General features: G+C 60.9%; 9 protein-coding genes. 5 read left to right on the top strand and 4 right to left on the bottom strand.

What is annotated here, in order from left to right; genetic code table 11:
- Nucleotides 1-92: 92 nt before the first annotated feature.
- Entirely contained in the window at nucleotides 93-3,722 is a 3,630-nt protein-coding gene (locus AC1DLV_RS03520; RefSeq protein ID WP_476798189.1) for a hydantoinase B/oxoprolinase family protein, read from the top strand.
- Nucleotides 3,723-3,894: 172 nt separating this feature from the next.
- On the opposite strand, the gene AC1DLV_RS03525 is transcribed toward AC1DLV_RS03520, so the two are convergent.
- A complete protein-coding gene (locus AC1DLV_RS03525) occupies nucleotides 3,895-4,695 on the bottom strand; it encodes a LuxR C-terminal-related transcriptional regulator (RefSeq protein WP_476798190.1) in 801 nt (266 codons plus the stop codon).
- A gap of 162 nt (nucleotides 4,696-4,857) precedes the next feature.
- A complete protein-coding gene (locus AC1DLV_RS03530) occupies nucleotides 4,858-6,081 on the bottom strand; it encodes an acyl-CoA dehydrogenase family protein (RefSeq protein ID WP_476798191.1) in 1,224 nt (407 codons plus the stop codon).
- 218 nt (nucleotides 6,082-6,299) lie between these two features.
- On the opposite strand from AC1DLV_RS03530, the gene msuE reads away from it, so the two are divergent.
- From msuE to AC1DLV_RS03550, 4 genes are all read left to right on the top strand, one after another.
- Nucleotides 6,300-6,851 (top strand): FMN reductase, encoded by a 552-nt coding sequence (msuE, locus tag AC1DLV_RS03535; RefSeq protein ID WP_476798192.1) that lies wholly within the window; start codon nucleotides 6,300-6,302, stop codon nucleotides 6,849-6,851.
- 48 nt (nucleotides 6,852-6,899) lie between these two features.
- Nucleotides 6,900-7,670 carry an alpha/beta fold hydrolase gene (locus AC1DLV_RS03540; RefSeq protein ID WP_476798193.1) on the top strand — a complete coding sequence of 257 codons (771 nt, stop codon included), beginning with the start codon at nucleotides 6,900-6,902 and terminating at the stop codon, nucleotides 7,668-7,670.
- Nucleotides 7,671-7,716: 46 nt separating this feature from the next.
- The gene (locus AC1DLV_RS03545) at nucleotides 7,717-8,160 is read left to right on the top strand and encodes a cupin domain-containing protein (RefSeq protein WP_476798194.1); all 444 of its coding nucleotides are present in this window, start codon (nucleotides 7,717-7,719) and stop codon (nucleotides 8,158-8,160) included.
- A gap of 196 nt (nucleotides 8,161-8,356) precedes the next feature.
- Nucleotides 8,357-9,571 carry an MFS transporter gene (locus AC1DLV_RS03550; protein WP_476798195.1) on the top strand — a complete coding sequence of 405 codons (1,215 nt, stop codon included), beginning with the start codon at nucleotides 8,357-8,359 and terminating at the stop codon, nucleotides 9,569-9,571.
- A 186-nt stretch (nucleotides 9,572-9,757) separates the two neighbouring features.
- Here the strand turns inward: AC1DLV_RS03550 and AC1DLV_RS03555 are convergent, their stop codons facing one another.
- The gene (locus tag AC1DLV_RS03555) at nucleotides 9,758-10,798 is read right to left on the bottom strand and encodes an amino acid ABC transporter permease (protein ID WP_476798196.1); all 1,041 of its coding nucleotides are present in this window, start codon (nucleotides 10,796-10,798) and stop codon (nucleotides 9,758-9,760) included.
- Entirely contained in the window at nucleotides 10,795-11,946 is a 1,152-nt protein-coding gene (locus tag AC1DLV_RS03560; RefSeq protein WP_476798197.1) for an amino acid ABC transporter permease, read from the bottom strand. The genes AC1DLV_RS03555 and AC1DLV_RS03560 overlap by 4 nt, the downstream gene beginning before the upstream one ends.
- Nucleotides 11,947-11,955 lie beyond the last annotated feature (9 nt).

Here is an 11,955-nt window from a genome sequence, read left to right on the forward strand (position 1 = left end):
ATATCGTCACCACTTTATCGATAATTTGTCAACGTTTGCTGGTTCATTTTTGAGCGTGCCTAATTAGGCGGCAGAAATTCGGGATATCGGGTATGAACGGACAAAATGGATCGTGGGACTTCTGGATCGACCGCGGTGGCACGTTCACTGACGTCATCGGCAAGGATCCGCAGGGCAAACTGCACGCCCGCAAGGTTCTGTCGGAGAACCCGGAGGCATACCGTGACGCCGCCGTGCATGGCATCCGCCTGCATCTCGGCCTTGAAGCCAGCGAGCCAATTCCGGCTGGGCTGATCCACGAAGTCCGCATGGGCACGACGGTTGCGACCAATGCGCTTTTGGAGCGCAAGGGCGAGCGGCTGGCACTGGTCACCACGAAAGGGTTCCGCGACGCGTTGCGCATTGGATACCAGGAGCGCAAGGATATTTTCGCTTCCGAAATCCTGAAGCCCGAGGCGCTCTACGACACGGTTGTCGAGATGGACGAGCGAATCCTGGGCAATGGCCAGGTGGAAACGGCGCTTGACGGAAAGGCAGCCTTCGCCGCGCTGAAAAGCCTGCGCGATCAAGGCTATGACTGCATCGCCATCGTTCTGATGCACGCCTACAAATTCCCGCAGCATGAAGAGATTCTCGCCCGTGTGGCCCGTGAGATCGGCTTTACCCAGGTCTCCGTCAGCCATGAGGTTTCGCCGCTGGTCAAGTTCGTTGGCCGCGGTGATACGACAGTCGTCGACGCGTATCTGTCGCCGGTCCTGTCGCGCTATGTGGCCCAGGTGTCGCGCGAACTCGACGTGGAGCGCACCGGCGCGCGCGTCATGTTCATGATGTCGTCTGGCGGCCTGACCGCAGCCAATCTGTTCCAGGGAAAAGATGCCATTTTGTCGGGCCCTGCCGGTGGTGTCGTCGGTCTTGCGCGAACGGGTGCGTCTGCTGGTTTCCCAAAAGTCATCGGCTTCGATATGGGCGGCACCTCGACCGACGTTGCCCATTTCGATGGCGAATATGAACGCGCATTTGAAACGCAGGTCGCGGGCGTACGGGTGCGTGCACCGATGATGCTGATTCATACGGTTGCAGCGGGCGGCGGCTCAATTTTGCATGCCGATGGCGGTCGCTTTCGGGTCGGACCCGATTCTGCCGGCGCAAATCCAGGTCCCGCGTGTTACCGCAATGGTGGTCCGCTTGCCGTAACCGATGCCAATGTGATGGTCGGCAAACTTATCCCGGATTATTTTCCGGCCCTTTTTGGACCGCAGCAGAACGAGCGTCTCGACGTAGAGACGGTTCGCACGCACTTTACCCAGGTCGCAGACGAACTTGGCGACGGGCGCACGCCGGAAGACGTTGCCGACGGTTTCATCCGGATCGCCGTCGCCAACATGGTCGAGGCGATCAAGAAGATTTCCGTTCAGCGCGGTTATGACGTCACACGCTACGCCCTCAACTGTTTCGGTGGCGCCGGCGGCCAGCATGCCTGTCTTGTTGCCGATGCACTTGGCATGAAGAGCATTCTGCTGCATCCGATGTCAGGCCTGCTGTCGGCCTACGGCATGGGACTGGCCGATATCCGCGCCACGCGCCAGAAGGCGCTGGGCGTCGATCTCGATGCGGCCGCGCCACAGGCCTTGCTTGATCTGGGGCTGGAATTGCAGCGCGATTGCCTTGCCAATCTAGCTGCGCAAGGCATCACCGAAAGTGCTGCAAAGACCTTTCTGCGCGCCCACATCCGTTATGCCGGCACCGATACGGCAATCGCCGTAGAGGCGACATTCCCTGACCTCGATACGCCGGAGCGCCTGCGTGCCGAATTCGAGCAGCTTCACAAGAGCCGCTTCGGCTTCATCGACACGACAAAGTCGCTGGTCATCGAGGCTGTCGAGGTCGAATCGGTCGGCGGCAGCGGTGCGGAGATCGACTTCTCCCAGGGTGCCGCAGATGAATCCGAGGTCATCCCAGCTCGCCGCACGCGCTTCTTCTCGCAGGGCACATTCCACGATGCGGGTGTTGTGCTGCGTTCGGAAATGGCTGTGGGCAACCGCGTCAACGGTCCGGCGATCATCATCGAGAGCAACCAGACCATCGTCGTCGAGAATGGCTGGCAGGCTCAACTGACCGTGCGAGATCATATCGTTTTGGAGCGCATCGTGCCGCTTCCTGCAACCACTGCCATCGGGACGGCGGCGGACCCTGTCATGCTGGAGATATTCAACAATCTCTTCATGTCGATTGCCGAGCAAATGGGCGTGACGCTGCAGAACACCGCCTATTCGGTCAACATCAAGGAACGCCTCGACTTTTCCTGCGCGGTCTTTGACGCCAGCGGCAATCTGGTCGCCAATGCCCCACACATGCCGGTGCATCTGGGATCCATGGATGCCTCGATCGCAACGGCAATCCGCGAAAATCCAGTCATCCATCCCGGTGACGTGTTCTTGCTGAACGCGCCTTATAATGGCGGCACGCATCTGCCAGATCTCACCGTCTGCACGCCGGTGTTCAACACAGACGGCAAGACGATCCGCTTCTGGGTTGCCAGCCGTGGCCACCATGCCGACATCGGGGGTATCGCGCCGGGCTCGATGTCGCCTCTGGCAACCACGATCGAGCAGGAAGGCGTCTATATCGACAATTTCAAGCTGCTGGATCGGGGCATCTTCCGCGAAAAGGAACTTACGAGCCTGTTGACCGGCGGCACATATCCAGTGCGCAACGTGATCCAGAACATCAACGATCTCAAGGCGCAGGTCGCGGCGAACGAAAAGGGTGTCGCCGAGCTGAACAAGATGCTCGCCCAGTTCGGCGAGGATGTCGTCGAAGCCTATATGGGGCATGTCCAGGACAATGCCGCTGAAAGTGTGCGCCTAGTGCTCGATCGGCTGCCGGACGGCTCTTTCAGCTACGAGATGGATCAGGGCTGCAGGATCGAGGTGAAAATCACCATCGACCGGCAAAAGCGCGAGGCCACTGTCGATTTCACAGGAACCTCGGACCAACGTGGCGACAATTTCAACGCGCCCGAACCGGTCACGCGTGCGGCAGTGCTCTATGTGTTCCGCGTGCTGGTTGCTGGCGATATTCCGATGAACGCAGGTTGCCTGCGTCCGATCCGGTTGATCGTTCCGGCAGGTTCGATGCTGTCGCCGCGCTATCCGGCCGCAGTGGTCGCAGGCAATGTCGAAGTCAGCCAGGCGGTGACGAACTGCCTGTTCGGCGCGACCGGTGCGATGGCGGCCGCGCAAGGGACGATGAACAACCTGACCTTCGGCAATGACGAGTATCAGTACTACGAGACGATTTGCTCTGGCGCGCCTGCAGGTCCGGGATTTAACGGAGCGGACGCGGTTCACACCCACATGACCAATTCGCGCCTGACAGATCCCGAAATTCTGGAGACACGTTTCCCGGTGGTGCTGGAAGACTTCCATATTCGCAAGGGCTCAGGCGGAAAGGGTGAATTCTCGGCAGGAGATGGCACGCTACGCACGATCCGCGCCATGCAGACGCTCGATGTCGCAATCTTGAGTGGCCATCGCCGCATCCCACCGTTCGGTCTTGAAGGTGGTGCGCCAGGTGAATGCGGATTAAACACCGTGCGCCGCATGGACGGGAAGATCGAAACGCTTGGCGGGTGCGACCAGACCGTTCTGCAGCCAGGCGATGCGATCACCATCAGAACGCCGACCGGTGGCGGCTATGGAAAACGTGAGCTCAAGCCATGACAACCACCTTAAGCGCCGAATCTGAATAGCAGCGCATTCGGCGCTGGTGGCCGCGCCTGCCTGTGAGGGAACAGGCGAGGCTCCAAGAATGTGGCTGCGCCGCTGGACGGCGCAGCCCGGAATAGCTGCCTGTAGAAAGGGCAAACGCCCACGTCTAGGTTGGACTGATTACCTAGTGCGTTGTCAGCAGTCGCTGGACCAGTTCGGTTCGGTTGTGGGCGTGAAGTCGCTGGCAAAGTTTGCCGACGTGATCCTTGACCGTATATGCCGAAATCCCCAGCGCCCGCGCGATCTGTTTGTTGGACTGGCCGCGGCAGATCAAAAGCGCCACTTCGCGCGATCGCGCAGGCAACTGGTTCAAGATATGTGCCCCGCCGCTTGTCCGCTCATGGCGCGACGCGACGCTGGACTGCGATATCCAGCCGATCGGCGCACCGTCGAGCCGGCCGGTTTCCACCATGGTGGCGAGGGCGAGTGAACCTGCTCGGCAGAGAATATCCATGCTGTCGACCGCCTGGGCACGAAAGGGGCCCGTTTCGCCGCCAATGGCAGTGTAGACGACGCCAACCACACGATCCTCGACCAACAGCGGCCCTGCCATGCAGTGCTTGAAGCCCCAGCGCCTCAGCAGCTGGAAATTGTTGCAGTGCTGCCAGCCAGACGAGCCGACCACTGTCGACCCGTCGACAGGCCGGCCTTTCTCGAAGATGTAAGCGAGCAGCGGATCGTATTTATCGAACTCATCGCTGTACTCGCGGATGAAGCCCTCGGGTGCCTGCTTACTGTAGAACAGGCTCGGCTTGTGATCATCCAGCAGGTAAAGCCCGACCGTGGGCGACCCCATCAGCTTGCCGATTTCGCGGTGGCATGACTCGCCAAGAGCTTCAAGTGAACGGCTTGCGGCGACGGCGAGCGCGGCATGGCCGACCTCCCCCGTCGAATACTTCGATCGTGCAACCGATGTAACCGGCATCAAGTTCTCCTCCTCAGCCCTGCTGCTCATTGTTTGAGCTTGTCAGGAAACGTGTGGCAAAGGCTCCGCCAGCAAGCGAGCGTTTCTGCCAAGGTGAGTTTCCAGCAACCCCGGCAAAAATCAAGCTGACTGCGGCGGCGAAGCCGGCCGTTACGCCACTATCTAACCATCCACACCAAAGACGCCCCATTTTGCATCGGCATTGACCGCGCCGAGATAGACGCGCCCGCATTCCTGGACGATCTCGTCAGCCATCAGGATGTGCTGGGTGCCCGAATGGATATCCCGGTAAAAGCGCTGCATCGTTCCGTTGTGAAGTGAAGCACCGCGCGCCGCGCGATGGGCAAAGGTGCCGACATCGGAGATGACGTCATGGACATGACGCATCGCAAGCTTCACATCGGCGATTTGCTCGACAGAGGCTTCGCGGCCGGCATCGAAGGTTTCGGCCATGCTTGTCCAGGCCTGATAGGCAAAGGCACGTGCCGAGCGGAAGCGCGCCTCGGCGCGGGCGAACTCATATTTGAAGCTTGCGCTCTCATTCATCTTGCCAAACGCGTCGACGCGAACCGCTGCCAGTTTGGCAAGCTCGTCGAGCATCCGCCGCCCAACGCCAAGCGCCCAGGTCGTGTGACCCCAGGCCGTATAGCCGACCAGCCCCAGGCTACCCTGCGGGCCACCTCGCTTGGCATCACCCGCGTTGAAGCCATAACAGAGGTGATTGGGCACAAAGAGTTCGTCGGCATCCTTAAGCGTGTAGTCAAAACTGCCTGTGGCGCGTAGCCCGAGTACGTCCCAATTGCCCTTCAGCTTGATGGTATCGCGCGGGTGATGGGTGATGACGATTTCCGGCTGACCATTGGGTTGTTTGACCATGGTCTTGCCGTCCGCCTCGGTAACGAAACAGCCGGAATGGATCCAGGCTGCATGATGAATGCCGCTGCCATAGGCCCAGTTTCCGCGGATCATGTAGCCGCCTTCGACCGGCCGCGCATAGCCGCGCGGCACACCGTTTCCGGCAACCATGACATCGGGACCCTCGGCGAAAATATCGGCGGCGCCTTTTTCTGAGACAAACAGCGACATCACACCGCCGACCGCGTTGTTCACGATCACGCACCAGCCAGCAGAACCATGCGCCCATGCCACGCGTTCGCCAAGCCGCATCGCGTCAACGTGAGACAGTTCAGCGCCACCAACCTCCTTTGGCATCATCATGCTGTAGAGACCTGCATCACGCAGAAGCATGTATGTCGCATCGGATAGCCTGTTCAGCTGCTCGCTCTCTTCTGCAGCCGCCTCGATCGCCGGCAGTATGGATTCGACACGCGCGGCCATCTCGGCCAGCGACGGATTTCCGTTTTTCTTGAACTCGACGACTGACATGTTCACAGGCTCCACCCTTGCTTGTCTGCGCCTTGCCGGTCGTACCAGCCGGCGCTTTCTCCCGGCACTGTTCCAATCGGGCGATGCGTCAGCAACCCCCTCAACTGGGGGGCTTGCCGGAGACGCACGCCCTTCGGAAACTGAACGCTTATGGGAGTTGGCGAACCGCCGAACAGGTCGATGAAGATCTGGTGGTTCCATACGGGAGTGAGATCTGGATGACCGGTGTCAAAGTCATCGGCTTCTGCGGCAATGCGCAGAGGCCGTCGAAAACACGTGCGCTTGTCGAAGCCGTTTCCGAAAAAATCCGCCAGCGCCATGGCTTTTCCGTCGAGATCTTCGATCTGGTGGACGCCGGCGAAGGGCTGGCCGCCTGTTCGCCGGCCGGATTGAACAAACAGGCTCGATCGATTGTGGAGGCAATCGAAAACGCCGACGCGCTGATCGTCGGCAGCCCAGTCTACAAGGGTTCTTATGCTGGGATGTTCAAGCACGTGTTCGACCTTGTCCACCCGTCCGCGCTGATCAACCGACCTGTGCTTCTGACCGCAACGGGCGGCGGCATGCGCCATTCCCTCGTCGTTGAGCATCAGCTTCGACCACTATTTGGCTTTTTCGAAGCCTGCACCATCCCGACAGCGATCTATGCCAGCGAAACCGACTTTACCGATGGCGTTCCGACCAACCCGATGGTGCTCAAGCGCATCATCGACGCCGTTGACCAGTTTGCCGGGCTCGCCGGGCGGCCATGTTGTGCCGCCGCCGAATAAAAAGGGAGTTTTCAGATCATGACACCGCAACCCGGACCCTTTCCGGCCTTGGCCGGTTTTGACCGCGCAGAGTACGAAATCGGCGGCATTCGCACCGTCGTGCACAGTATCGGCGAAGGCTTTCCTCTGGTCTTCTTGCATGGCGCAGGCACGTTTACCGGCTTCGAGTTCGCCCGCACGCTCGCCTCGAGCGCGAAAGTCATCATTCCTTATCATCCAGGGTTTGGTGACTCAGCAGATGACGATCGCATCACCTCAATCGATGACTATGTACTGCACTATGCCGATCTGTTTGACCGGCTTGGGCTCGAAGCGTTCGACCTTGCCGGCTTCTCGCTCGGCGGCTGGATCGCGGCCGAGTATGCGGCTCGTCAAAGCAGCCGTCTGCGTCGGCTGGCACTGATTTCACCCGCCGGTCTGGTCGTGGGCGAATACCCGGCACCCGACCTTTCCACCGTCAGCCCGCCCGAACTTCCTGGCTACCTGACCCATGATCCACGCGTCGCGCTTGGATATTTCCCAAAGACGCAAGACCCCACATTTGGCGCGTCGCTTGGGCGCGAGATGGCGGCACTCGGGCGCCTGCTTGCCATCGAACCACAAGGTAACCCGAAACTTGGCGCCTGGCTTCGTCGCATCGCTGCTCCCACTTTGCTGCTTTGGGGCAGTGAAGACCGGATGCGGCCGGCCGCGCAGGGAGACGCCTGGCAAAAGCGCATCCCTAATTCCCGCCTCGAATTGGTACCTGGCGCCGGGCACCTCCTGTTTGAAGAAGCGCCGCAGGCAGCCGCCCTGCTCCGCGATTTTCTCGCCGGCTGACGGCACCCTCAACGACGAACCACCAACCCACAAGGACAACGACATCATGATTGTAATGCAGGCCGGCGTGACAAAGAGCGACGAAGCCTATGACGGCACCGTCTGGAGCATTCTTGGCCAGACATACACTCTGAAACAACAATCGGATGCCTCCATGGCGTGGCACGCGATCCTGCCCCCCGGCACCTTCGTTCCGCCCCATACGCACCCGACCCAGGACGAGTTTGTCTCGGTCTTCGAAGGACGCCTCGACCTCTGGCTCGACGGCAAGGAAGTGATTGCAACCGCAGGCGACCTGATCCGTATGCCGATGGGAGAGCCGCACGGCATCTTCAACAAGTCCTCCAGCACTGTGCGCTGCCTGTTTTGGGTCTCGCCGACGCGGGTCCTGCGTGGACTGTTCGACCGCATCCACAATGTCGGCGATCCCGCTGAAATCATGCGTATCGCAGCCGAGCATGAGGTCAATTTCCTGCCGCCGCAGTCCTGACAGCGACAGGTCTACCCGCCTGCCTCAGTCGCGGCAGGCGGGAACACCCGCGGAAATGGGCCGCGGCTCAAAAACGAAGCTGCAAAAGATAGGCAGCCGCACACACAAGACCAGATTTTCCAACAGGGGACGGACGATGAACTGGGACACAATTACAAAAAACGACCGGTCGCGCATTAGGCGATGGCAAATCGGCATGCTTGCACTCGCGCTGGTATGCGAGGTCTTCCTTGCCGCGGATTGGTATGCCTTCGCCGCAGTCATTCCATTCATCTCCGAAACCCTGCAACTGGACCCGGCTCAAGCCGGTTTCGCGCAGGGGATCTTCGCGCTGACCTATGGCATCGGCATGGTCGTGTGGTCGCAAATAAGCCGGCACATGACGGCGCGCATGATGCTCTTGATCGGACTTGCCGGGACCGGCATGGGCATGGTCCTGCAGATCTACGTGCAGAATTATGGTCAGCTGGTTGCTCTGCGTCTCTTCATTGGCTTCTTCGACGCTGCGATCTTTCTCGGCAACATGAAGCTGGTCATTGGCTGGTTTCCGCAGTCACGGCGCGGCAGCATCATCGGCCTCATCCTGGCGGCATACAGCCTGGCGATCACGCTTGATTTCGCGCTCGGAATTCCGCTGACCATAGCCTTTGGCTGGCGCACATTCTTCGCCGTACTCGCTGCCGGAACGCTGGCGGTTGCGCTCGTCAACTGCCTGTTCGCCCGCAATGGGCCAGCCGAGATCGGCATCCACGGCTTTGCCTGGGAGCCACCGCTGCCGCGTGGCGCATCGATCCCGATCAGCGTCATCTTCCGCTCGAAGTGGATCATCGTCGGCGGCCTGGGCATCGCGGCCTGCACTTTCGCCATCGCCGGAACGGCGACCTGGGTCGTGCCGGCCTTCATCGCCGTACAGAACATGCCGGTCGAAAGCGCTGCTGTTATCGGCACGTTGATGGGGCTGTCGCAGGTGCTGTTCCTGGTTCTCGGCGGTTACGCGGCCGATCGCGTGGGCAAGGCCCTTATGATCAAGTTCGGCACTGCGATGGCGCTGATGACCGCCCTCGCCTTCACCGCCGCGGCAATCTATCCGATGTCATTCGGCTGGCTGCTGGTTATGGCTGGCCTGAGCGGCATTGCGGTGCTTGGTGGCGGTGCGATCTTCGCTCTACTTACCGAGAAATACGCGGACGATCTGGCCACCGTCGCAATCGGCTATGCGGAAGTCCTTGGCGTCGCGGCGAGTTTCGTGTCGCCGTGGATGATGGGTGTGGTGATCCGAGCCTCCGGCGGCTCGTTTTCCGAAGCCTTCATTGCCTTTGCATTGGTGGAAGCAGCTTTCCTGGTGATCCTGCTTGTCTTGGCGCGAGAGAAATTTGCACGCCCAAGCGTGATGGCGGTCTCTGCCAACTGACGGCAGACGAGCGGCGGCCAATTAGCAGATAGGAGGCCACATGTGCCTCCTATCAATAAGGAAACTCGGCCGTTCACCGAATGTATCGGTTGACCAGAACTTTGATCTCGCGCGACCCACGTCGTCGAAACAACGGAATTATCGCCGAGGAGGCGCGCCTTGCAGCATGACTACTGGTCGGGACCATCAGCCATGTTGCAAACGTCGTTCTAGCGAGCGGCTGTAGCGCGAGATGAAGAAGCAGAACGCGACATAGATCAAGGCGACGAAAATGTAGCCTTCGAGCGCGAAGCTGCGCCATTGCGGATCGCCAAGTGCCTGCTTGGTAGCGAGCAGCAGATCGGTGAGGCCGACAATGCCGACCAGCGACGTATCCTTGAACAAGCCGATGAAAAGGTTGGCGATGGCGGGTATGGCATGGCGCAGCGCCTGTGGCACGACGATCAAAAGCGAGGTCTGCCAGTAGGTCAGGCCAAGGGCTTCGGCTGCCTGCCCTTGCCCTTCAGGAACAGCCTGGAGGCCGCCGCGGATGGCTTCGGCGAGATAGGCGGCACTGAACAAGGTGATCGCGGCGAGCGCGCGCAACAATGCGTCGACCTGTACCTTGCCGGGCAGGAACAGCGGGATCATGAACGAGGCCATGAAGAGCACCGTGACCAGGGGCACGCCGCGCACCATTTCGATGAAGGCGACGCAGATCGACTTGACGACGCGCAGGCGCGAACGGCGGCCAAGCGCCAGCACAACGGCGAGCGGGAACGCACCGACCATGCCGCCGAGCGCGAGGAAGACGGTCAGCGGCAGGCCGCCCCAAAGGTCGGTCGGTACAAATTCGAGGCCAAGTGCACCGCCGCGCATCAGCACGATGATGGCGGTGACGCCGATGGCCCAGCCGGCGACGACGGTGCGCCAACCGAAACGCAACGAGCAGCTGGCAAGCACCAGGATGATTGCCAGCGCCAAAGCGGCGAGCGGGCGCCACTGTTCAGTATAGGGGTAGCGGCCAAACAGGATCAGCCGATACTTTTCGTGGACGAACGACCAGCAGGCACCGCCATTGGCGCGGCAGACGTCCGGGGCGGCCGCTACCCATGTCGCATCGATGAAGGCCCAGCGCAGCAACGGCGGCACATACATGACGAATGCGGCGACCATCGCCAGTGTCAGCAGCGAGTTGCCGACGGAGCCGAACAGGCGCTGGCGCAGTTTCGGGACGGCGACACTCATTTCACACCAACCAGCGCGACACGCGCGTTGTACCAGTTCATGAAGGCCGAGATCGACAGGCTCATAGTCAGATAGACACCCATCAGGATGGCGATGACCTCGATGGCCTGGCCGGTCTGGTTGATGATCGTATTGCCGATCGACATCAGGTCGGGATAGCCGATGGCGATGGCGAGCGAGGTGTTTTTGGCCAAGTTCAAATACTGGCTGGCGAGCGGCGGCACGGCGACTTTCAGCGCCTGCGGGATGATCACCAGACGCAGCGTGTGGGCGCGGCTAAGGCCGAGCGAGGCTGCTGCCTCGGACTGGCTGCGGCTGACCGACACGATGCCGGCGCGCAAGATCTCGGCGACGAAGGCTGCGTTGTAGAGCGACAGGCCGATCAACAGTGCGGTCAGCTCCGGGGTCACCAGTCCGCCGCCGGCAAAGCCGAATCGTGTCGGCTCAGGCACGTCAAAAGGCGTTGTGGCGGCAAGGAACAGCAGCGCGGCCATCGCCGGGCCGAGCAGCAACAAGGCCCGCGGCCACAACAGCGCGGGCGCACCGGTCAGGTCGGCGCGGCGGCGCGACCAGAAAACGTAGGCCATGGCGGCGGCAGCACCTCCGATCAGCCCGCCAAGGACGAGGCCGGCGCCGGAATGCAGGATGGGAAAATGCAGGCCGCTCTTGGCGAGGTACAGGCCGGGCAGAAGCTGCGGCGCAGCAGATGCGGCCGGCAACATCTGCGTCAGCACCGCATACCAGACATAAAGCTGGAGCAGCAGCGGCACGTTGCGGACAAGCTCGACATAGGTGGTGGGAAGCGGCTTGACGAGCGGATTTCGCGATAGTGAGGCGACGCCGACGATGGTGCCGAAGACGGTCGACAAGACAATGCCAAGGATAGCGACGACCAGCGTGTTGAGCAGGCCGACGAGTAGAGCCTTGGCGAAGGAGGAGCTGGCGCTGTAGGGAATGAAGCTCTGGCCGATTTCAAAACCTGAGGCCTGCCAGAGGAAGCCGAACCCGGTGCGGATCGAGCGCTCTTCGAGATTGCCGATCAGGTTGATGGCGAGGAACGCGATTATGCCCGCGACGAGCGCGAGCACCATCACCTGGGTGGCGATAGCGCGAAAGGCCGGATCGCTCCAGCCTCCCGCCGAACGCATTGATTGAGT

The sequence above is a fragment of the Aminobacter sp. 01T433 genome (assembly GCF_056398585.1).

Bases quoted from the DNA above. Each gene is read 5' to 3' on its own strand.
- AC1DLV_RS03520 (WP_476798189.1), top strand. From the start codon at position 93: ATGAACGGACAAAATGGATCGTGGGACTTCTGGATCGACCGCGGTGGC.
- AC1DLV_RS03525 (WP_476798190.1), bottom strand. From the start codon at position 4,695: ATGCCGGTTACATCGGTTGCACGATCGAAGTATTCGACGGGGGAGGTC.
- AC1DLV_RS03530 (WP_476798191.1), bottom strand. From the start codon at position 6,081: ATGTCAGTCGTCGAGTTCAAGAAAAACGGAAATCCGTCGCTGGCCGAG.
- msuE (WP_476798192.1), top strand. From the start codon at position 6,300: ATGACCGGTGTCAAAGTCATCGGCTTCTGCGGCAATGCGCAGAGGCCG.
- AC1DLV_RS03545 (WP_476798194.1), top strand. From the start codon at position 7,717: ATGATTGTAATGCAGGCCGGCGTGACAAAGAGCGACGAAGCCTATGAC.
- AC1DLV_RS03550 (WP_476798195.1), top strand. From the start codon at position 8,357: ATGCTTGCACTCGCGCTGGTATGCGAGGTCTTCCTTGCCGCGGATTGG.
- AC1DLV_RS03555 (WP_476798196.1), bottom strand. From the start codon at position 10,798: ATGAGTGTCGCCGTCCCGAAACTGCGCCAGCGCCTGTTCGGCTCCGTC.
- AC1DLV_RS03560 (WP_476798197.1), bottom strand. From the start codon at position 11,946: ATGCGTTCGGCGGGAGGCTGGAGCGATCCGGCCTTTCGCGCTATCGCC.